Genomic DNA, 21,768 nt, shown 5'->3' with positions numbered 1-21,768 from the left:
AACCTCGACACTGAAGGTATCGCCGCCGACGGCGCGCTGCGCCGACCGGCCACAGTCATAGGACCGTAGGAGGCCGAGGACATGTCCAGCACATCGAAGGACAACGGGACGCTCACCGGCAAGGTCGTCGCGATCACCGGAGGGGCGCGCGGTATCGGACGCGCCACCGCCGAGGCATTCCTCGCGGCAGGCGCCGCGGTCGCGATCGGCGATATCGATGTCGAACTGGTGGCGAAGACGGCGGCGGAGTTGGGTGCGGATCCGGATGCCAAGATCGTCGGTCTGCCGCTCAATGTGACCGATCGCGCCGCCTTCGCCGCATTCCTCGACACCGTGGACAGCGAACTCGGGCCATTGGACGTACTCGTCAATAATGCCGGAATCATGCCGACCGGCCTGTTTGCTGATGAGGACGAGAAGATGACCGATCGGATCATCGATATCAACCTCAACGGGGTGATCCACGGCTCCCGGCTCGCGGTGCAACGGTTCAAGGACCGCGGCAGCGGACATCTGATCAATATCGCGTCCTTGGCCGGGACACAGGGCTTTCCGGGCCTGGCCACCTACTGTGCGACCAAACACGCGGTGGTCGGGTTCACCTCGGCGCTGCACCTGGAGATGAAGGAGCACGGTGTGCACGTCGGCGCGGTGCTGCCCGGCATCGTCCGCACCGAACTATCGGCCGGTGCCAATATGCCGAACTGGATCACGCCGCTGACCACAGTGGATCCGGAGGATGTCGCGCAGGCGATCGTGCGATCGGTACGGACGAACAAGCCGCTGACCACCGTCCCGCGCAGACTCGCGGCCATTATCAAGTCGGCCCAGCTGCTGCCCTACCGCGCCCAGCTGCTCGTCGCCGAATTCACCGGCGCGACAACGGCCTATGCCCAGCCCGATCCCGCCGTACGCGAGATCTACCACCGCAGACTCCGCAACCTATAGGTCGTATCGCGCCGAACCGGCGTGCGCCAGCGCATATCGGACAGCGGTGGCATCGGCGCTGCCTCGGGGCGGATGAGACACTGGTGGGCGTGACTATTACCGCTGAGGCCAAGAGCACGCTGCGGATCGGGCCGTATCCGGTCGATCCGGCGGTGGTGCTCGCACCGATGGCGGGCATCACGAATCTGGCGTTCCGCAAGCTGTGCCGGGAGTTCGGCAGCTCCACATCAATCTATGTGTGCGAGATGATCACCGCGCGCGCGGTGGTGGAGCGCAATGAGAAGACGCTGCACATGATGTCCTTCGACGAGGATGAGCATCCGCGCTCGATGCAGCTGTACGGCGTGGATCCGGCCACGCTCGGCGAGGCCGTGCGGATCATTGTCGGCGAGGGTTGGGCCGATCACATCGATCTCAATCTCGGCTGCCCGGTACCGAAGGTCACCCGGCTGGGTGGCGGCGCGGCACTGCCGTACAAGCGCGCGCTGTTCAGCAAGATCGTCAAGGCCATGGTCTCGGGTGCCGAACCGGCCGGTGTCCCGGTGACGGTGAAGTTCCGCATCGGCATCGACGATGACCACCTGACCTACCTGGACGCAGGCCGCATCGCCGAGGCCGAGGGCGCCAAGGCCGTCGCATTGCACGCCCGCACCGCCGCACAGCGCTATTCGGGCCACGCCGACTGGAGCGCGATCGCCCGACTCAAGGAAGCCGTCACCACGATCCCGGTGCTCGGCAACGGCGATATCTTTTCCGCCGCCGACGCGGTGCGCATGATGGACGAAACCGGTTGCGACGGAGTGGTTGTCGGGCGCGGCTGCCTCGGCCGCCCGTGGCTGTTCGCCGAACTGCAGGCGGCACTGCGCGGCGAAGCATTGCCCGAGGCGCCGAATCTCGGCCGGGTCGGCGAGGTGCTATACCGGCACGGCGCGCTCCTCGCCGAACATCTCGGCGAGGACAAGGCCATGCGCGATCTGCGCAAGCATATGGCCTGGTATCTGATGGGCTTCCCGGTCGGCGCCGAGCTGCGCCGCAGCTTCGCCACTGTGTCGAGTCTCACCCAATTGCAGGATCTCATCGGCGAACTCGACCCGACCGCGCCGTTCCCCCGCGATGCCGAAGGTCCGCGCGGCCGCCAGGGGTCACCGGGCAAGGTGGCGCTGCCGCACGGCTGGCTCGATGATCCGGACGATCCGGCCGTTCCGGCGGGTGCCGATCTGATGCACAGCGGCGGCTGACCCTTTCGAGCGACCTGCAAGCAGTCGCTACGGGATCCTTTCGAGCGACCTGCAAGCAATCGCTACGGGATCGTCTCGTGCGAGGTGCTTCGGTCACACCGGCGTGATCGGTGTGCACTCGAAATGAAATCCGATCGTCAAAAACCCTCCCACCAGCGCGCATGCAGTTCCGAAACACCTCTGCGGCCTGTTGATTTCGCACTGGGCTGGCTCGCCGTGGCGGAATCGTTATCATTGGCGGAATCGGTCATGCGGGTCGAAAGCGGCCGAAACGGCAGCAGAGACGAAAAGCGAGGTTCGTTAGTGGGTGACGATCGGCACGGGCAGTCGCCACGGCCCGGAGGTCGCGCCCCGTGGGAGCGCTACCCCACGGCGGATTACACCGACCGGGACGGCGCACGGTCGTCCCGCAGAGCCCGACATAACGATTCCGAACCCGGCTCGGCCCCGCTGACGGTTCAGGACCTGGTCCAGAAGGTCGACAACGAACGCTCCGGACGCAGGCGGCAGTCCGAGAGCGCCGCTCCGCAACCCCCGGAATCCGCCCCGTCCCGGTCCGCGGACTCCGCGCGCCAGTCCGATATGCCACCGCGCAAATCGAGCGCCCCTGCCGGACGTCAGGCGGACGCACCGCCTCGCACATCGGGCATGCCAGCCGGGCCGAAAGCGGACGCACCATCGCGCACATCGGGCATCCCGGCCGGACGCAAGGCCGACGCACCACCGCGCACATCGGGCATCCCGGCCGGGCGCAAGGCCGATGCACCGCCTCGCACGTCGGGCATGCCAGCCGGGCCGAAAGCGGACGCACCATCGCGCACGTCGGGCATCCCGGCCGGGCGCAAGGCCGACGCACCGCCCCGCACATCGGGCATCCCGGCCGGGCGCAAGGCCGATGCACCGCCTCGCACGTCGGGCATGCCAGCCGGGCCGAAAGCGGACGCACCATCGCGCACGTCGAGCATCCCGGCCGGACGCAAGGCCGACGCACCGCCCCGCACATCGAGTACCCCAGCGGCCAGCAAGGCGGACGCGCCGCCTCGCGCGTCCGGCACCACTCGCAGAGCCGGGTCCTCCGCAGTTGTCGACGACATCGCGGGTACCTCGACGGCCGCCCACCCCGCGAAGCGCCGTACCGCGACGGCGTCCGGCGAGAATGAGCCGCCCGAGGTCGTCACCGATGTCATTCCCCCGGTCGAGGACACCCCGCCCGCCAAAAAGCGCGCCAACGGCTGGCCGACCACCGATTCGGAGGCCCCCAAGACGGCCGCGGCATCGACCCGCGTCGGCCTGTCCCGGCTCGCTGCGAGTCGGCAGCGCCGCAGTAAGCGGCTGCAACTGGCGGGCCGGGCCACCATGACGATCTGCGCGGTGGTCTCACTCCTGGTTACCGGCGCGGGCTGGAGCTATCTGCGTTCGACCGCCAACGGCTTCACCCAGGTCTCCGCGCTCGACGACCATCCCGAGGATGTCGTCGACTCGGGCGCACAGCTCGGCGATGAGAACTACCTGCTCGTCGGCACCGACACCCGCGCCGGTGTCAACGGACAGGTGGGCGCCGGCACGCTCGACGACGCCGAGGGCGCCCGCGCCGACACTGTCATGCTGGTGAACATCCCCAAGAACCGCTCGCGCGTCGTGGTCGTCTCGTTCCCGCGCGACCTGGACGTCACCCGGCCGCAGTGCAACGCCTGGGACAACGACAAGGCCGAGTACACCAGCGAGGTGTTTCCCTCGGCCATGGGTGACAAGCTCAACGCCGTATACGCACTCGGCGGACCGAAGTGTCTGGTCAATGTGATCCGGAAGATGACCGGCCTGAGTATCGGACACTTCATCGGCATCGACTTCGCCGGCTTCGAGGCGATGGTCGACCAGGTCGGCGGCGTCGATGTCTGTACCCCCAAGCCGATCCAGGACGGCATCCTCGGCACCGTGCTGGAGAATCCGGGCCGACAGCGCATCAATGGCGCGACCGCACTCAACTACGTGCGCGCCAGGCACGTCTACGGCGAGGAACGCAGTGACTACGACCGGATCAACCGCCAGCAGCGGTTCCTGGCCTCGCTGCTGCGCGGTGCGCTGTCGAGCCGGGTGCTCTTCGATCCCGGCAAGTTGAACGGTTTCATCTCCGCGTTCACCAGCCACACCTTCGTGGACAAGGTCCAGCCCACCGATCTGCTGACCCTGGGCCGTTCGCTGCAGAAGGTCGACGCCGGCGCGGTCACCTTCCTGACCATCCCGACCGCGGGCACCACCTCGTACGGCAATGAGATCCCCCGCGAGTCCGATATCAAGGCGATCTTCCGCGCCGTCATCGATGACCAGCCGCTGCCGGGCGAGAAGAAGTCGGCTCCGGCCCCCGGATCGATCCCGTCGGCCCAACCGGCGCCGCCGAAGCTGTTCGCGGTCGATCCGGGCACGGTGTCGCTGCTGGTCTCCAATGGTTCGGGGACGCCGGGCGTGGCCAATAAGGCGGCGACCAAACTCGGCAACCAGGGCTTCCAGATCTACAACACCGGCAATTACTCCGGCGGGAATTCCGAGGTCGCCACCAAGGTCCGCTTCGGGTCCGGCCATGAGGCCGAGGCGGCCACCGTGGCCAGCTCCCTGCCCGGGGCGACCATGGAGGAAGCGAAGGATCTCGGCGGCATCGTCGAGGTCGTGATCGGCGCCGACTACGCGGGCACCGTGAAGACTCCGACGCCGGTCGGTGATCCGATCTCGAATGTGTCGGTCACGGTATCGAGTGCGGCACCGGTCACACTGCCCTCGGATCTGGAGCACGTCAACGCCGCCGACGACACCTGCAAGTAGGTACAGCCCCGAACTGGGGCAACACCGTCGCTAATGTTCGGCACCACCCATTAACCCTGCGTTGGTGACTAGGTCAGCAGTGGGCACTAATGTCTGATTTCATGCGTGTCATCTACAACGAGCAAATGGCCGATCTTGCCCACCTGCTGGGCGAGATGGCTGGTCTGGCGGGTTCGGCAATGGACCGGGCCACCCAGTCACTGCTCCAGGCCGACCTCACCCTGGCTGAGTCGGTGATCAGCGAGGACGACCGGATCTCCGAAATGATCACCGACGCCGAGGAGAAGGCGTTTGCCCTGCTTGCGCTGCAGGCACCGGTGGCCGGCGATCTGCGGCAGGTCGTGAGCGCGATCCAGATCGTCCAGGATGTGAACCGAATGGGCGCGCTGGCGCTACACGTCGCCAAGGTGACCCGTAGGCGCCACCCCAATCACGCGCTCCCCGAGGCGGTGAACGGCTACTTCGCCGAGATGGGCCGTATCGCGGTGAATATGGGCGAGAGCGCCAGGGAGGTGCTCGAGACTCGCGATCCCGAGCGCGCCGCCCAGCTCAATGAGGACGACGAGGCGATGGACGATCTGCACCGTCACCTGTTCACCCTGCTGATGGACCGCGACTGGAAGTACGGCGTCGCCGCGGCCGTCGACGTGACCCTGCTCGGCCGCTACTACGAGCGCTTCGCCGACCACGCGGTGGAGATCGGCCGTCGGGTGATCTTCCTGGTCACCGGCGTGCTACCGCCGGACGTCGACGCCGAGGCCTGATCCCGGCGAAACCGCTCACCGGACCAGGCAAAACCAGGGCACGCACGCGAACATCCCCGCAACGGGACAAGGCACGCGCCGCGCCGTCGCTCCGATCGCCGGATCCACTGGATCCGGGCGCAAACCGGGGACGACGGCGTGGCGTTCATACAGCTCGAACAAGTTACATTTGCCGACAGAGCGAAAAAGGCCCGCGCCGTAGCGCGGGCCTTTCGCATTTCAGCCGGTTCCGCTGATTTCGCGAGCACATGGGTAACTCGCCGGGTACGGGCTCAGGTGCTCCGCTCCTGCTGCCAGCCGCCAACGTCACCTTCGGGCACCTGAGTCCGGTGCCTGAAAGGTGCGGGGAGGCGGGGGAGCCGCTATCCGAAGCGACCGGAGATGTAGTCCTCTGTCGCCTTCTGGCCCGGGTTGGAGAAGATCTTCTCGGTATCGTCGATCTCGATCAGCTTGCCCGGCTTGCCCTGCGCCTCCAGGTTGAAGAAGCCGGTCTGGTCACTCACGCGCGCAGCCTGCTGCATGTTGTGGGTGACGATGACGATGGTGAATTCCTTCTTCAGCTCGGTGATCAGGTCCTCGATCGCCAGGGTGGAGATCGGGTCCAGCGCCGAACACGGCTCGTCCATCAGCAGCACATCGGGCGATACCGCGATCGCACGCGCGATGCACAGACGCTGCTGCTGACCACCGGAGAGGCCGCCACCCGGCTTGTCGAGGCGGTCCTTGACCTCGTTCCAGAGGTTGGCGCCCCGCAACGAGCGCTCGGCGACCTCGTCGAGCTCCTTCTTGTTGCGCACACCCTGCAGCTTGAGCCCGGCCACCACATTGTCGCGAATCGACATGGTGGGGAACGGGTTCGGGCGCTGGAACACCATGCCGATGGTGCGGCGCACGCCGACCGGGTCGACCTGCGAGCCGTAGATGTCCTCGCCGTCGAGCAGCACCGCGCCCTCGACGCGAGCATTCGGGGTCACCTCGTGCATCCGGTTGAGCGAACGCAGCACGGTGGACTTACCGCAACCGGACGGGCCGATGAAGGCAGTCACGCTGCGCGGCAATACCGACAGCTTGACATCGGCAACCGCGTGGAATTTGCCGTAGTAGATGTTCAGGTCTTTGACGTCGATCCGCTTGGCCATCTGAATATCCGTTTCGCTTCTATCGGTTCCGCGTGAGCAGCTTGTTGACGACCGCGGCCGCCGCGTACAGCAGGGCGATCAGCAGGATGAGCGTCAGCGCCGCACCCCACACCCGCGCCCGGCCCGCAGGCTCCGGATTCGCCAACTCTTGGTAGATCAACAGCGGCAGCGAGGCCATATTGCCGTCGAAGAGGTTGGTGTTGATCGACTTGCTGTAGCCGACGAGCACCAGCACCGGAGCGGTCTCACCCATCACGCGGGCCAGTGCGAGCAGGATGCCGCTGATCATGCCGGGCGCCGCGGTCGGCACGACGATCCGAACGATGGTCTTCCACTTCGGAATTCCGAGTGCGTAGGACGCCTCGCGCAATTCGTCGGGCACCAGCTTCAGCATTTCCTCGGTGCTGCGGATCACCACCGGCAGCATCAGCAGCACCAGGGCCAGCGATACCGCGAACGAGCTCTGCGGGAAGCCGAATGTCGCGATCCACAGCGCGAAGATGAACAGGGCCGCGACGATGGACGGCACACCCGCGAGGATGTCCACCATGAAGGTGGTCACCTTGGCCAGCACGCCACGGCCGTATTCGACCAGGTACACCGCGGCCATGATGCCCAGCGGCACCGCGATGATCGCGGCGACGAGGGTCTGCACGATGGTGCCGTAGATCGCGTGGTACACACCGCCACCGGTCTGATCCGGCAGGATGCCCTTCTGCGATTTCTGCCACCAGTCCGGCGAGACGACAGATTCGAGGCCCTTCGACACCACCATGAACAGCACCCAGACCAGCGGCACGAGTGCGATGGCGAAGCAGAGCCAGACCACTCCGGTGGCGATATTGTTCTTGATCCGGCGGGCCGTGCTGACATGCCGGAAGGTGGGTGCCTTGACCGGCTTGTCGAGAGTCGTCGTGGTGGTCATTACCCGTTCACCCTTCCACCGGATACGAGCCGCGCGAGCGCATTGACGATGAAGGTCAGTGCGAACAGCACGAAGCCAGCCGCGATATAGGCACCGGTCGGCAGTGGCTGACTGAATTCCGAAGCGGCGGCAGCGATTTTGGAGGCGAAGGTGTAGCCGCCGTCGAACAGCGACCAGTGTCCGGCCTGCGCCGATGTGCGCAGAATGACCAGCACCGCGATCGTCTCACCGAGCGCGCGGCCGAGGCCGAGCATGGACCCGGCAATCACACCGCTGCGGCCATAGGGCAGCACCGTCATCCGGACCATCTCCCATTTGGTCGCGCCGAGCGCCTGCGCGGCCTCGATATGCGAAATGGGCGTCAGGTTGAAGACCTCACGGGAGACCGAGGTGATGATCGGCAGGATCATTACCGCGAGCACCACGCCCGCGGTGAAGATGGTGCCGCCGCCGGAGATCGACACATTGCCGTCGGAGAACAGGAAGAACCAGCCGAGCTTGTCGTTGAGGAATGTCTCGACGGGTTCCAGCCGCGGTGCGAGCACCAGGAAACCCCACAGGCCGAACACGATCGACGGCACCGCCGCCAGCAGATCGACGAGCATCGCGAACGGACGCGCCATCGGCTTCGGCGAATAGTGGGTCAGGAACAGCGCGATGCCGACACCGATCGGCACCGCGATCACCAGTGCCAGTATCGAGCTCAGCACCGTGACCATGAGCAGGTCCCGAATGCCGAACCGCAGATGGTCGGCATTGGTGGTGCTGAACTCGGTGCTGGTGAAGAAGTTCGCCTCGTTCGCCATGATCGAGGGCCAGGCCCGGATCAGTAGGAACAGGGCGATCAGCGCGATGGCCGCCACGACCGTCGCACCCGCCGCGGTCGCTAACGACCGGAAGACGACCTCGGCCCCTTGGCTGTGGCCTTTCCTTGCCTTCGGGGCAGCCGGATCCTTCGGTGAGGCCGGTTCGGTGCTCGGTTCACTCGACATAGGGGCAGTATCTCCAGCCGTCCGCGGGCCAGTCGAGTCCGACTGGCCCGCGGCGGTCACCTCAGGGTGCACGGTCATGGCGTGGCGGCTATCAGTTGATGGCGGCGATGGCGGTGGTCAGCTTGGTCTTGAACTTGTCCGGGATCGAGACGTAGCCCGCGGTGTCCAGACCCTTCTGGCCGTTGTTGACGGCCGAGGTCAGGAATGCCTTGACCGCCTTGGAGGTGTCGGCGTCGGCGTACTTCGAGCAGACGATCTCGTACGTCGGCAGGATGATCGGGTAGGCACCGGCCGCGGTCGGCTTGTAGAACGACGAGGTGTCGAGCACCAGGTCGTTGCCCTCACCCTTGATCTTCACGCTGTCGACGGCCTTGGCCGCGGACTCCGGGGTCAGCTTGACCGGGTCCTTGGAGGCCGAGGTGACGATCTGCGCGATCGTCAGGTTCTGCGCCTTGGCGAAGGACCACTCGTTGTAGGTGATCGAGTTCTTGGTGCTCTTGATGGCGGCCGAGGTGCCCTCGTTGCCCTTGGCGCCCTCACCGACACCGCCGTTGAAGGTCTTGCCGGCACCCTTGCCCCACGCGCCGTCAGAGGCGGCGTCGAGGTAGAGCTGGAAGTTGTCGGTGGTGCCCGACTCGTCGGAACGGAAGATCACCGCGATGGGGCCGGACGGCAGGGTGGCCTTCGGGTTCAGTGCCTTGACCTCGGGGGCATCCCAGGAGGTGATGGCGCCGGTGAAGACCTTGGCCAGGGTCGGGCCGTCGAGCACGAGGTCGCTCACGCCGTCGATGTTGTAGGTGACCGCGATGGGGCCGAAGACGGTCGGCAGGTTCCAAGCCGGGGCACCGCAGCGCTCCTGCGCCTTGGCGGGCTCACCCTTCTTGTCGCTCAGCGGCGAGTCGGAACCGGCGAAATCGGTCTGGCCACCGAGGAATTCGTTGACACCGGCGCCCGAACCGCTGGAGGTGTAGTTCAGGGTCTGGCCGCTGCAGTTGCCCTCGTAGGCGGCGATGAAGCGCTCCATGGCGTTCTTCTGCGCCGAGGAGCCGCTGGCCTTGAGGGCCTTCTTGCCACCGCAGGCGACGTCGACCTTGGCGACGTTGCTGGTGTCACCGCCGGTCGAGTTGTCATCACTGCCACAGGCGGCCAGGGGCATGGCGACGGCCGCCAGCACACCGATCATGGCGCTGCTGCGCTTGAGGTTCACTATTCCTCCGGGAATCGCGTTCGACACGCCCGGTCCCTCACCGGCCCGGGCGGGTTTCGTGGTGCCGTTCGCGGGGAACTTGCGCACCAGGCGGCAACTGCGCCGCCCGTATGTAACGTAAGGTCGCTCGGTTGACAGTTGGACCAAGCTGAGTGAACACAGGGTGAACACCCCGGCGCGATCAGGCACGTTGTGTGTGACATTTGCCCCAGCGTTACTCGAGTAACCCCGGCGGGCCGCTTGTTATTCAGTCACGGGCCGAATACGCGACGTCGATGTGTGCCGGAGCGAAACCGAGTCGAGTGTAGGTGTGCACCGCCGCGGCGTTATCCGCCTCGGTGTAGAGCAGCACCTCCGCGAGATCCCGTTCCCGCAGGTAGTGCAGGCCAGCGAGGGTGAGCAGACGGCCCAGCCCCCGACCCTGCGCGACCGGATCGATGCCGACCACATAGACCTCGCCGATCGGCGGGCTCTGTTCGTAATGCACCTTGGTCCAATGGAATCCGAGGATGCGGTCCGGATCGGCCGGATCCACCGCGATGAACAGCCCTTTCGGGTCGAACCAGGACTCCGCGCGCCGCAGCTCGATATCGCGTTCGGTCCAGCCACCCTGTTCCGGATGCCAGGCGAAGGCCGCGCTGTTGACGCGCAGCAGTTCGGCATCGTCGGCCGGGCCTTCGTAGGTCCGCAGCGCGATGCCATCCGGTACCGCCAACTCAGGTAGCTCTGGTGTTGCCAATGGGCGCCGCATCTGCCACAGCTCGCGTGCGGTGCGCAGTCCGAGCCGGGTCGCGAGTGCCTTGGCCGCGGGCCGATCACCGTGCGCCCACACCCGAGCTCCCGGTCCGCCCCTTTCCAATGCGGCGCTGACCAATTCCGCCCCGATGCCATTGCGGCGGGCGGCGGGATCGACGGCGACCTCGGCCATTGCGGGGTGTTCGCCATGTGCCGCAATGAGATTCGCGTAACCGGCGATGACATCGTCGCGCACCGCGACCAAGTGCTCGGCCTCGGAATCGGCCGCGGTCAGCGAGAGCACCGCCTGTTCGGAGACCGGCGCAACGCCATCGGCCGCGGCCGCCCGCGCGAGCAGTTCGCGCACCGCGCGCGCCGCCTCGGCGTCGATCCGCTGGCTCCACCACAGTGTCGTCTCACCCATGAGTCACGTCTCCCTCGTCGTACCGCCCCGTCACCGCAGCGAACGCGCGAGCCCGGTAGGTAATTCCGATCGTCGGCTATTGAACGGAGCCGTTGACCGTGACCGACTGGGAGCCATCGGTGCCCTCGGCGGCTTCGTCGTCGGGGAAGGTGACGGGCTCGCCCTTGCTGGCGACGCGGGCGGGGCGGACGGCCTTGTAGCCGACATTGCGAACGGTACCGATCAGCGATTCGTATTCGCTGCCGAGTTTGGCGCGCAGGCGTCGCACGTGCACATCGACCGTGCGGGTGCCACCGAAGAAGTCATAGCCCCAGACCTCCTGCAGCAGCTGGGCGCGGGTGAAGACCCGGCCCGCGTGCTGCGCGAGGTATTTGAGGAGTTCGAATTCCTTATAGGTAAGGTCGAGCGGGCGACCGCGCAGCCGCGCCGTGTAAGTGCCCTCATCGATCACCAGTTCACCGAGGGTGATCTTGCCGGTGTTCTCCGGGCTCGCCACACCGCCGTTGCGGCCGACCAGCAGCCGCAGTCGGGCGTCCAATTCGGCCGGTCCGGTGCCGGGCAGCAGGATGTCGTCCAGGCCCCAGTCGGCATTGACGGCGACCAGCCCGCCCTCGGTGAGCACGGCGACCACCGGCACCGAGGAACCGGTGCTGCCGAGCAGTCGGCACAGGCCGCGGGCCGCGGCCAGATCGGTACGCGCGTCGACAAGCGCGACATCCGCGGTCCCCGCCTCCAGCAGGGACGCCACCTCGGTCGGCGCCGGGCGCACATTGTGCGCCAGCAGCGACAGAGCGGGCAGTACCGACTCGGGGTTGGGGTCGGAGGTCAGCAGGAGCAGCTCCACAAGCCCTCCTCCCATCTCATAGCTCCGGACAACAGCCACACCGCCGGGGCCACGTCGCTGATCACAGGTAATTCGGATGCAAGATTAGCGCGTAAACACCGATGACCTCGCCATCCGGGGTCAGTGTGGCACCTCGAGGGCGACATTCGATACCCGAAACGTACCGCCGAGTAGACCACTGCCCCATCTGGCCCCGGGCTGGCGACGGCCCGCGATCGGCCCTGCTATTACTGTGGCCTGCATGCGGAAGCTGATTATCGGGCTGCTGTGCCTCGCAGGACTGGCGGTAGTCATCGATTTCGGCGTCGCCGCCTATTCGGAGTACCGCGTGTCACGCGCGCTGCGCGTCGGTGCCGATCTCAGTGCGGATCCCGATGTGATCATTTATGGGTTCCCATTTCTTACCCAGGCGTTCGACGGCCGGTACCAGAGCGTCGAAGTCCGCGCGCACGTCATGCGTCCCGATATCCCGGGTGAGATTTCGGTCGGAGCGATGCTGACCGGCGCACACCTTTCGGTCGGCGATCTCACCGACGGGAATGTGCGTGCGGTACCGGTGGATCGGGTCGAGGGATCGATGCGGCTCGAGCCCACCGAACTCGGTCGCCTGTTCAAAATCCCCGACCTGCAAGTGCATTCGGCACCGGGAGACAAATCCGACGGAACGGGCGGGTCGGGCGGATCCGGAATGACCACCGGGGGTCAGCTCCTGCTCGCCGGCACCATGCCGGGCAAGACGCCGAGCAAGCCCGGTGCACCGCTCGGCGGTGACAATGTGAGCGTGACGGCGGACCTGCGGGTCGACGGCGATCAGATCAAGATCATCGCGACCAGTATCTACCGCGGCACGGGTGACATCACGACGACCGCGGTCGTCACCGATGCCGAGCGCCCGAAGATACTCGAGCAGTTCACCCGCACCATCGATACCAATGAACTGCCGTTCGGGCTGCGGCCGACCAAGGTTTATGCCACGGGTGGGCAGATCGTCATCGAGGGTAAGGCCGAGAACGTGACCATCGATCTGGACAGATTGCGTCGACCATGATTCAAATCACAATTCTGCTGGTGATGATTTCGGCCGCGATCGCGGTCGGCTTTGCATTGCGACGGCGCGACGGCAAAATGCGCGCGAGCGAGACCGAGACGATCGCCGAATCGGCACGCACCGAACTGCTGGCCTCGGTTGGGGTCGACAGTTCCGGTCCTGCGGTGCTGCACTTCTCCGCCGACTGGTGTGGACCGTGCGCCGCCGTGCGCAAGGTGGTCGCAGGGGTGACCGAGGATCTGGCCGGATCGCCGCGCCCGCCGCTGGATATCGAGATCGATATCGATGCCGAGCCCGCGCTGGCCAAGGAACTCAACGTGCTCTCGCTGCCGACCACCTTTGTCTTCGATATCGAAGGGCGGGAACGATTCCGGATCTCCGGCGTCCCCAAGTCCGCCGATCTGCGGACCGCGCTGGCACCGCTGACCGTCGGATAAATATCGGCGGATAGCTACTGACGGTGGAAAAACCGGGCGTGACAAGGGTTCATAGCAACTGTGACCGACCCCGGGTCCAATTCTCCGTCGGAACCAGGTAAACTCCTCTGCGTGCAAGCCAACCACGAGCTGATGCTCACCCGACGCCGCACAGTTGATCTGTGTCGCCTCGGTGGTTGTTGCTGCCTGTGTGGCTGAGCGGTCGGCTCCGTCAGAATTTCTGATGCCGACCTGCGTCCGTCGTGCGAGTGATCTCTCGATCCCCCGACGAACTGGCATTTTTCCCGCCAACAGCACCATTCAGCGCAGGAGTACGCACAATGTCCACGATTTCTCGAAACACAATCGTTGAAACCGGAATTCCCGTTGTAGATATTCGCGGGCCGCGGTTCGCCGCCTGGGTCACCACCGGCGCGCTGGTCCTGGTCCTGCTCGCCGCCGCCGTTTCGACGCCGGTCGCCGCGGTGCTCATCGGTCTGCAGGCGGTGGTCTTCGCGATCGGCGCGGCCTATGGACCGCGGCAGCACCCCTATGGCCGGATCTTCGCGTCGTTCATCGCGCCGCGCATCGGTCCGACCGTCGAAACCGAACCCGTGGCTCCGCTGCGGTTCGCCCAATTACTCGGCCTGGTCTTCAGTGCCGTCGGCCTGCTGGGTTTCCTGGCGGGTTCCACCGTCGTCGGCGCGGTTTTCGTCGGCTTCGCCCTGTTCGCGGCGTTCTTGAATGCGGCGTTCGGGATCTGCCTGGGTTGCCAGATCTATCCGCTGGTCGCCCGCCTCCGCCGGACTGATCCGATGGGCGGTGTCGGCGGGCCCTACGTGGTCACGCAAGCTACCGCCTCCGGGCCTGACGCCGACACCGCCGGGTCCCCGGCGAACTGACCCTGCAAGTCACCATCCCGAAAGGAACAACATGGCCCGCTCCGATGTCCTGGTCTCTGTTGACTGGGCCGAAGAGAACCTCAACGCCCCCGGCGTCGTCTTCGTCGAGGTCGATGAGGACACCTCCGCCTACGACGGCGGTCACATCGAGGGTGCCGTCCGGCTCGACTGGAAGAAGGACCTGCAGGATCAGGTTCGTCGCGACTTCGTGAACCAGGAGCAGTTCTCCGATCTGCTCTCGGTGCGCGGCATCGCGAACGACGACGAGGTCGTGCTCTACGGTGGCAACAACAACTGGTTCGCCGCGTACGCCTACTGGTACTTCAAGCTGTACGGCCACAACAACGTCAAGCTGCTCGACGGCGGCCGCAAGAAGTGGGAGCTCGACGGTCGTCCGCTCTCGCGCGATGCGGTGAACCGCCCTGCCACCCAGTACAAGGCCGCCGCCCCCGACCTGACCATCCGTGCCTTCCGTGACGAGGTCATCGCCGCCATCGGCGCCAAGAACCTGGTCGACGTGCGCTCCCCTGACGAGTTCTCCGGCAAGATCCTGGCGCCCGCGCACCTGCCGCAGGAGCAGAGCCAGCGTCCCGGCCACATCCCCGGCGCCATCAACGTGCCGTGGAGCAAGGCCGCGAACGAGGACGGCACCTTCAAGTCCGACGCCGAGCTGGCCGACATCTACAGCGCGGCCGGGCTGGACGGATCGAAGGACACCATCGCCTACTGCCGCATCGGCGAGCGTTCCTCGCACACCTGGTTCGTGCTGCAGGAGCTGCTGGGCCACCAGAATGTCAAGAACTACGACGGCAGCTGGACCGAATACGGCTCGCTCGTCGGTGCACCGATCGAGTTGGGAGAGTAATCACATGTGCGCAGCACCCACCCAGGGCCAGGCCATTCCGGCCGGAGTCGACGTCGAGAAGGAAACGGTCATCACCGGCCGTGTGCTGAGTTCGGACGGTCAGCCCGTCGGCGGCGCGTTCGTGCGCCTGCTCGACGGCAACGGTGACTTCACCGCCGAGGTCGTCGCCTCGGGCACCGGCGATTTCCGCTTCTTCGCGGCGCCGGGCGCGTGGACCGTGCGGGCGCTGTCCTCGTCGGGCAATGGCTCGGCCGAGGTCCGTCCGGAGGGCGCGGGCATCCACGCCGTCGACGTGGCCGTCGCCAAGTAGCGAATACCGCAAACGGCCCCGTTGTTTCCTGGATCACCAGGAAGTAACGGGGCCGTTGTGCTGGTCGGGACGCAACTCGTTAGACTCCAAATGTGGTCCTCTTCTTCGAAATTCTGCTGGTGGCCGTGGCCGTTCTGATCGGCTGGTTCGGCCTGTACGTCTTCTACCGGCTGTTCACCGAATCATGAGTGAACTCGCGAGCGAAGGTTCCAACCCGGCCGAGCGAGCGAGTGAACAAATGAACGGCAACGGTCCTGCCGAGCCGTCGGCTCGCCGCAGTGGCGACGAGGCCGTGGCCGAGGCGGCCGAACGGGCGAAATCGACCGGGGTGCGCAATATTCCGGTGCTTCCGGATCTGCCGCTACCCGAGGACACCGCGAATCTGCGACTCGGCCCGGATCTGAGTTCATCGATGCTCGCGCTGCTGCCCATGGTCGGCGTGTGGCGCGGTGAGGGCGAGGGCAACGATCCCGAACGCGGCGACTACCGCTTCGGCCAGCAGATCATCGTCTCCCACGACGGTGGTGACTATCTGTCCTGGGACTCGCGTTCCTGGGTCATCGAATCCGATGGCTCCTATGGCGGTCCGGATCTGCGCGAGAGCGGCTTCTGGCGCGTCGGCATCGACGGCGATGACGAAGTCATCGAACTGCTGCTGACCCACAGCACCGGCATCGTCGAACTCTTCTACGGCACCGCACTGACCCAGTCCTCCTGGGAATTGGCCACCGATGTGGTCATCCGCAGCCAGTCCGGCATTGTCGTCGGCGGCGCCAAGCGCCTGTACGGCATTGTCGAAGGTGGTGACCTGGCTTACGTCGAGGAGCGGGTAGTTGCCGACGGCCCGTTGGAGCCCCGCCTGTCGGCCCGTTTAGGGCGCTACATCGGTTAGCCGCGACGCCCGATCGATGTCAGGTCGATATCGATCGGGAACGGGACGCTGATCTTCAGGCGGTCGTGGAAAATGCCCACGGGGACATAACAATGCACCGCGGGGTCGAGTTCATATACATAGACGACGGCCTCTGCGTCTCGCCGTTCGATCCGCCAGTAGTGCGGAATCCCGGCTTTGGCATATTTACCCGGCTTGGTCTCGCGGTCGCGCTCTTCGGAATCCGGAGACACGGCCTCCACCGCAAGGACAAGATCCTCGGCGAAGTAGTACGTCGACGGGTCCCCACGCAGGAACGCCTCCTCGGTCACGACCAGGACGTCCGGCTCCGGCATCTGACGCTTGCCGAGCCGCACCGCCATCTCCCGATCAGCCCGCAGGTTCGATGGTGCCTGTCGGTCCAGTTCCTGGCGGAAAAGTGAGAGGACTTGACGGTGCCACTTTTCCTGCGGACTCACGAAGACGAGACCCCCATCGATCAACTCGGTGTGCTTGGGCAAGCTGCGCAGCGCCAAGAAATCCTCGACTGTGAATCCGCCAACAGGTGGGATCACCCAGTCGGGCAACGGCTCAACGGTCATTGCCCCAGCGTAGCGCCCGTCGGAGTGGAACCTCACCGGAAAGCGAGGCTACGGCAAAGGGTGTGCGGGCGATCAGATCGGGTTCCAGGTGACCAGGAGTTCGTCGGCGAGGGTTTCGACGGCGAGTTTGGAGCCGTTCACGTCGAGGATGGCGGCGCGCAGGCGGTCGTCGTGCAGGCGGGATTCGGCGACGGCGGCGATTCGGCAGCCGAGCAGGTCCGAGTACGGGGGTTCCGCGCCGACATCGAAGGCGGTGTACTTTCCGGATTCCGCGACGTAGTCGATGTATTCGGGTTCGGTGAGGCCCGCGAAGGGGTCACGCCAGGGGGTGGTGGCGACGCGGAGTTCTTCGCCGTCGGTTCCGGCGTCCAGTAGCAGCACCGAACCGTCGTCGAAGGTCAATTCGATGGGGCCTTCGGTGCGGTCGACGTCAGTGCCGTGTACGTAGAACATGCGGCGGATCGCACTGATACGGCGACCGACCACTGCTGCGAGTCCCTCCGATGGCATCAGCTACCCCTCGTATCGAACCAGTCGCCGGACTCTACCGCCTGGCGCGATCGTCCCGAAAAAGGAACGGCCCCCGAGCCATACCCTGCTGGCGGTGAAGCCTGCATGGGTCCCGGTCGGACAAGACCGGTAGCTCGGGGGCCGGGTGGCTGCCTGGGATTCGCTCAGCGCTCGCGCGAACGGAGATCCGTTGCAGCGGTGGCGCTAGCGGACAGCCACCTCACGAGTCCTATGAACATACATTCTTCGAACCACCTCCTTCCTTGTGTACGAACGAATCTAGCCACGAGTCAGTGGCTCGGCAACGGAATTTCTCGGGTGGCGGAATCGCTGGCCGCCTGCCGCGGTCCCGAGCCCGGAAAAACGATCGTGACCTGGCCCGATGCGTCGACGTGCAGCACCGCGTCGGCGCGGTGGTCCGGCGGCAGCTGATGAGTGACGACAACCACAATTCGGTCGGGTTCGACCAGCCCGCTATCGATATCGAGCAGATCGCACAGCAGCCGAGCACCGGCCGCCGCCTCGAGATGTTCGGTCGGCTCGTCGAGCAGTAGCACCCGCGCGGGCGAAATGAGCGCACGCGCGAGCAGGATTCGACGACGCTGCCCGCCCGACACCGCCGCCGCACCGCCCACGAGATCGGTATCTACACCGTCCGGCAGCGACGCCACCCACTCCCCGAGACCAACCGCTTGCAAAGCCTTTTCGGCCTCCGCCGCAGTCAGATCCCCGCGCGCAACTCGCAAGTTCTCGAGCACCGTAGTACCGAAAATATGTGCGTCCTCGGCAAAGAACGTCACCCCGGGTTCGGGCGCACCGAACAACCCGGCCCATGCCATCAGCAATGTCGTCTTCCCCGCACCGCTGGGCCCGACAACGGCAATCCGCCGCCCATCCGGGCGACCGGGCAGATTCTCCGGCAATACATCTCGCGCACTGCCGATGTCCGCGCGAGCACCGTGGCCATCGGATGGGTCCGGCAGGCCGTCTCCGCTCACGCCGCCGGAGACACCACCGGTCAGCTCGGTCGGCAGCGGATCTCGCGCATCTCCGTCATGGAGATCGGTGTCGCCGGACGGACGGGAGGCAGTGGGGATGAGGGCGGACAGGCGGTGCAGGGCGGCGCGGGCGGTGGTGAGGGATTGGGCCGCGGCGGGCAGGGCGGCGACGGCTTCGAAGGCCGAAAGCGGGAGCAGGACGAGGACGGTAAGGGCCATCGGCGTCATTGCGCCCGGATCGCCGCCGTGCGGGCCGTAACTGGCAATGCCGACCAGCAGGGCACCGAGGACGCTCGCTCCGATCGACAGTGGCGTCGCAGCGGCGGCCCAGGCGCTGCGTGCGGCCGCGGAATCCTCCGCGGCGACCGCACGCCGCCCGGCCCGTTCCGCGGCCGCCAGCGCGGCGTCCAATTTGCCCGCCACGCGGAGTTCGGGCGCGTGGTCGAGGACGGTGAGGGCCTGGGCGGTGAATTCGGCACGGTCGGCGCGCACCGCACGCTCGGCCGCCCGCGCGGCCCACCCTGACAACCACGGCGCGATGATCCCGGCAATAGTCAGCGATACCGCCAGAATCGCCGCCGCACCAATGGAAATGGTGGCCAATAGCCCGATTGCCGCCGACGACAGCACGATCGCGACCGCGATCGGCACGAAGACCCGGACCACCACCGCACCGAGATCATCGATATCACTGCCGATTCGAACCAGGAGATCCCCGCGCCGCAACGAGGTGGCGCCCGCCGAGCCCGTCCCCGAATCCCGCCGCCCGTCCGAACGCGCACCGAGCATGGCGCGCCGCATCCAGACATCGGAGTGCGCGAGGGTGCGATAGACGGTGGTCCGTGCCATTGTCATCGCGCGTAGGGCGACGTCATGGGTGGCGAGGCGTTCCAGGTAGCGGCAGAGGCCGCGGGAGATGCCGAGTGCGCGGACGGCGACGACGGCGACGCTCAGATCGAGGACCGGAGGCATCTGCCAAGCGCGCGCGATCAACCACGCGGCCAGTGCCGCGAGTCCGAGTCCGCTGCCGAGCGCGAGCACACCCCAGCCGATGGCCACCGCGATCCGCCACGGGGACAAATCGAGCAGAGCCCACATGCGGCGCAGATCCGCGACGACCGTGCGGTGCACAGATTCGCTCGGAACCGACGCACTTCCCTGGCCACTCATTCCGATACTCATCGGCCGACCACCTCGACAGACCAGCCGCGGTGTCCCCGGCCGGCCCGCTGCGCCACTTCATGGCGGAGGTCTCTCGACGTTCGCCAGTGCAACCCGTTCGGTGTTCGTCGGCTCATCGCGGTACCGCCTGCGGTTCGGTGGTTCGGGCCTGCACGCGAACGATGTGGTCGGCGGCGGCGAGGACGGACGGTCGGTGGCCGATGACGATTACCGTGGCACCCGCGCGGGCCCGTCGCTGAAGGGCGGTGAGGACCGCGGCCTCACTGGCGGGGTCGAGATGCGCGGTCGGTTCGTCCAGGAGCAGGACGGGGCGGTCGGCGGCGAGCACCCTGGTGAGGGCGAGGCGTTGGCGCTGGCCCAGCGATAGGCCGACGCCGCCCGCGCCGACCACCGTGTCCCAGCCCTGTGGCAGCTCGTCCAGGACCGCATCGAATCCGGTTGCAATACAGGCGGCTTCGAGTTCATCGACGACTCGGGACGCGCCCTTGACGGTGTGCTCGGGCGTGCGCGTCCCGAGCAGTTCGAGGTTTTCGCGCAGGGTGCCCGGCACCAGGACCGGACGCTGGGGCAGCCAGGCCACCCTGGACCACCAGAGTTCCTGATCCAGTTCGCGCACATCGGTGCCGTCCAGCAGCACTGATCCCCGGTCCGGGGTGATCAACCCCAGGATCGCTTGCAGTGCAGTCGATTTACCGCTCCCATTCGGACCGGTCAGCACGGTCATTGCCGTGGGACGAAGCATCGCAGTGAGCCCAGCGGGCGCGAAACCGTCTCTGGCGCGCACCGCAAGATCGCGTACCTCGACAATCCCCGCGAATTCGTCATCGTCGTCAGTGGGTGCAGCGGGACCGCGGGCACCGGCAAGCCCCATCGGCGCGGTACCCGCGCCGTGAATTCCTGCATGCCGCGAGCTTTCGACGGGTTCACCGTCGCGGGTGGACCGGCCTGCCTGCACGGCAGATGCGGCACCACCACCGGATTCGGCCGGCTCGTCAGCTCGGGACGAGTCACGCTCGACAGCAGCGGATTCCGGCTCCAAGACCGCGAAAGCTTTGTCCGCGGCAGCCATACCGTCCTGTGCCGCATGAAAACGCTCACCGACCATCCGCAGCGGCAGATACACCTCCGGCGCCAGGATGAGCGCCACCAGCCCGGCGTAAAGGCTCATCTCGCCGTAGACCAGCCGCAGGCCGATGGAGACCGCGATCAACGCGACGCTCAGTGTGGCGAGCAACTCGAGCACCATCGATGACAGGAACGCGATCCGCAGTGCGCGCATGGTGCGGTGCCGCAACGCGTCGCCGAGCTCGCGCACCCGGTGTTCCATCGAACGCATCCGCGAACCGTTCGGCGCGGCGGCATCGACGCCCCCTTCCCGGCCGAGCGCACGCAGCGTCGGCATACCGGCGAAGAGGTCGAGCAGTTGATCCGATAGTCGGGTGGTCGCGGCGAGGGTGGCTTCGGCGCGTCCCTGGGTGAGCAGGCCGATGAGAACCATGAAGATCGGGATCAGCGGCAAGGTGACCACCGCGATGACACCGGAGATCGGATCGTGGAATGCGATGACCACCAGCACGATCGGAGGTACCGAACAGGCGAGCAGCAGGGCGGGCAGATATCCGGTGAGATACGCCCGCAGCCCGGTAAGTCCGGTGCTCACCACCACCGCGAGTTCGGTTCGACGAGTTTCGAGTTCGCGCGGCGCCAGGCGGGCACCGGCGGCCAGCACGGCGGTCTCCAGTTCCGCCACCACGGTCGCCCCCGCACGGTGCGCGAGCCGGGACTGCACCCAGGTGGCCAGCACCCGACAGCCGATGGCGACCGCGAGCACGATCAACTCGAATGTCCACGTGCCCACGGAGCGCCGACCGGGGTCGGTGATCACCCCGGCCAGCACCCGCGCCACCGCCACCGCGGTAGCCACGATCGAGCCCGTGATCACCAGCGACAGCGCCACACTCAGCACCAGGTAGCGCCGGGCGGAGCGCGCGTACCTCCACAGCCGGGGATCGACGGGCGGGCGGGCCATGG

General features: G+C 66.4%; 20 protein-coding genes. 10 read left to right on the top strand and 10 right to left on the bottom strand.

The features are described 5' to 3' along the window. The first annotated feature begins 81 nt into the window (after nt 1-81). The 4 genes from ACWEO2_RS15155 (at nt 82) to phoU (ending at nt 5,767) form a co-directional block, all read left to right on the top strand. The gene (locus ACWEO2_RS15155; protein WP_452405826.1) at nt 82-948 is read left to right on the top strand and encodes an SDR family oxidoreductase; all 867 of its coding nucleotides are present in this window, start codon (nt 82-84) and stop codon (nt 946-948) included. An 89-nt stretch (nt 949-1,037) separates the two neighbouring features. Then, a complete protein-coding gene (dusB, locus tag ACWEO2_RS15150; RefSeq protein ID WP_452405825.1) occupies nt 1,038-2,186 on the top strand; it encodes a tRNA dihydrouridine synthase DusB in 1,149 nt (382 codons plus the stop codon). A gap of 303 nt (nt 2,187-2,489) precedes the next feature. Then, complete coding sequence (locus ACWEO2_RS15145; protein WP_452405824.1) at nt 2,490-5,003, top strand: LCP family glycopolymer transferase; 2,514 nt, start codon at nt 2,490-2,492, stop codon at nt 5,001-5,003. 101 nt (nt 5,004-5,104) lie between these two features. Then, nucleotides 5,105-5,767: a phosphate signaling complex protein PhoU gene (phoU, locus tag ACWEO2_RS15140; RefSeq protein WP_452405823.1), complete on the top strand. Its 663-nt coding sequence runs from the start codon at nt 5,105-5,107 to the stop codon at nt 5,765-5,767. 362 nt (nt 5,768-6,129) lie between these two features. Here phoU and pstB read toward each other — a convergent pair whose 3' ends face one another. The 6 genes from pstB to ACWEO2_RS15110 form a co-directional block, all read right to left on the bottom strand. Beyond that, nucleotides 6,130-6,906, bottom strand: a complete 777-nt coding sequence (gene pstB / locus ACWEO2_RS15135; RefSeq protein ID WP_355181844.1) for a phosphate ABC transporter ATP-binding protein PstB — start codon at nt 6,904-6,906, stop codon at nt 6,130-6,132. Nucleotides 6,907-6,925: 19 nt separating this feature from the next. Then, nucleotides 6,926-7,831 (bottom strand): phosphate ABC transporter permease PstA, encoded by a 906-nt coding sequence (gene pstA, locus ACWEO2_RS15130; protein WP_452405822.1) that lies wholly within the window; start codon nt 7,829-7,831, stop codon nt 6,926-6,928. Beyond that, on the bottom strand, nt 7,831-8,823 hold the full coding sequence (gene pstC / locus ACWEO2_RS15125) for a phosphate ABC transporter permease subunit PstC (RefSeq protein ID WP_452405821.1): 993 nt from the start codon (nt 8,821-8,823) through the stop codon (nt 7,831-7,833). Before pstC ends, pstA begins: the two co-directional genes overlap by 1 nt. Nucleotides 8,824-8,914: 91 nt before the next feature. Continuing rightward, nucleotides 8,915-10,030 carry a phosphate ABC transporter substrate-binding protein PstS gene (gene pstS, locus ACWEO2_RS15120; protein ID WP_452405820.1) on the bottom strand — a complete coding sequence of 372 codons (1,116 nt, stop codon included), beginning with the start codon at nt 10,028-10,030 and terminating at the stop codon, nt 8,915-8,917. A 247-nt stretch (nt 10,031-10,277) separates the two neighbouring features. After that, a complete protein-coding gene (gene mshD / locus ACWEO2_RS15115) occupies nt 10,278-11,189 on the bottom strand; it encodes a mycothiol synthase (RefSeq protein WP_452405819.1) in 912 nt (303 codons plus the stop codon). Between the two features lie 76 nt (nt 11,190-11,265). Then, nucleotides 11,266-12,033 (bottom strand): winged helix-turn-helix transcriptional regulator, encoded by a 768-nt coding sequence (locus tag ACWEO2_RS15110; RefSeq protein WP_452405818.1) that lies wholly within the window; start codon nt 12,031-12,033, stop codon nt 11,266-11,268. Between the two features lie 241 nt (nt 12,034-12,274). Between ACWEO2_RS15110 and ACWEO2_RS15105 the strand changes: the two genes are divergently transcribed. From ACWEO2_RS15105 to ACWEO2_RS15080, 6 genes are all read left to right on the top strand, one after another. After that, a complete protein-coding gene (locus tag ACWEO2_RS15105; protein ID WP_452405817.1) occupies nt 12,275-13,081 on the top strand; it encodes an LmeA family phospholipid-binding protein in 807 nt (268 codons plus the stop codon). Then, a complete protein-coding gene (locus ACWEO2_RS15100; protein WP_452405816.1) occupies nt 13,078-13,518 on the top strand; it encodes a thioredoxin family protein in 441 nt (146 codons plus the stop codon). The genes ACWEO2_RS15105 and ACWEO2_RS15100 overlap by 4 nt, the downstream gene beginning before the upstream one ends. A gap of 320 nt (nt 13,519-13,838) precedes the next feature. Continuing rightward, nucleotides 13,839-14,399: a DUF4395 domain-containing protein gene (locus tag ACWEO2_RS15095; RefSeq protein ID WP_452405815.1), complete on the top strand. Its 561-nt coding sequence runs from the start codon at nt 13,839-13,841 to the stop codon at nt 14,397-14,399. Nucleotides 14,400-14,430: 31 nt separating this feature from the next. Further along, the gene (locus ACWEO2_RS15090) at nt 14,431-15,264 is read left to right on the top strand and encodes a sulfurtransferase (protein WP_452405814.1); all 834 of its coding nucleotides are present in this window, start codon (nt 14,431-14,433) and stop codon (nt 15,262-15,264) included. Nucleotides 15,265-15,268: 4 nt separating this feature from the next. Then, nucleotides 15,269-15,574 (top strand): DUF1416 domain-containing protein, encoded by a 306-nt coding sequence (locus ACWEO2_RS15085; protein ID WP_354959398.1) that lies wholly within the window; start codon nt 15,269-15,271, stop codon nt 15,572-15,574. 184 nt (nt 15,575-15,758) lie between these two features. Beyond that, nucleotides 15,759-16,466, top strand: coding sequence for an FABP family protein (locus ACWEO2_RS15080; RefSeq protein WP_354959399.1), 708 nt, complete (start codon nt 15,759-15,761; stop codon nt 16,464-16,466). On the opposite strand, the gene ACWEO2_RS15075 is transcribed toward ACWEO2_RS15080, so the two are convergent. From ACWEO2_RS15075 to cydD, 4 genes are all read right to left on the bottom strand, one after another. Further along, nucleotides 16,463-17,047: a Uma2 family endonuclease gene (locus ACWEO2_RS15075; RefSeq protein ID WP_452405813.1), complete on the bottom strand. Its 585-nt coding sequence runs from the start codon at nt 17,045-17,047 to the stop codon at nt 16,463-16,465. The genes ACWEO2_RS15080 and ACWEO2_RS15075 overlap by 4 nt on opposite strands. A 72-nt stretch (nt 17,048-17,119) precedes the next feature. Continuing rightward, nucleotides 17,120-17,557, bottom strand: coding sequence for a hypothetical protein (locus ACWEO2_RS15070; RefSeq protein WP_354959400.1), 438 nt, complete (start codon nt 17,555-17,557; stop codon nt 17,120-17,122). A 290-nt stretch (nt 17,558-17,847) separates the two neighbouring features. After that, a complete protein-coding gene (cydC, locus tag ACWEO2_RS15065; RefSeq protein ID WP_452405929.1) occupies nt 17,848-19,653 on the bottom strand; it encodes a thiol reductant ABC exporter subunit CydC in 1,806 nt (601 codons plus the stop codon). A 196-nt stretch (nt 19,654-19,849) separates the two neighbouring features. After that, on the bottom strand, nt 19,850-21,766 hold the full coding sequence (gene cydD, locus ACWEO2_RS15060) for a thiol reductant ABC exporter subunit CydD (RefSeq protein ID WP_452405812.1): 1,917 nt from the start codon (nt 21,764-21,766) through the stop codon (nt 19,850-19,852). Nucleotides 21,767-21,768: the final 2 nt, after the last annotated feature.

The organism is Nocardia sp. NPDC004278 (assembly GCF_053602975.1).
The sequence above is the reverse complement of the archived record's forward strand: the minus strand, read 5'-3'. Positions and strand labels throughout refer to the sequence as shown.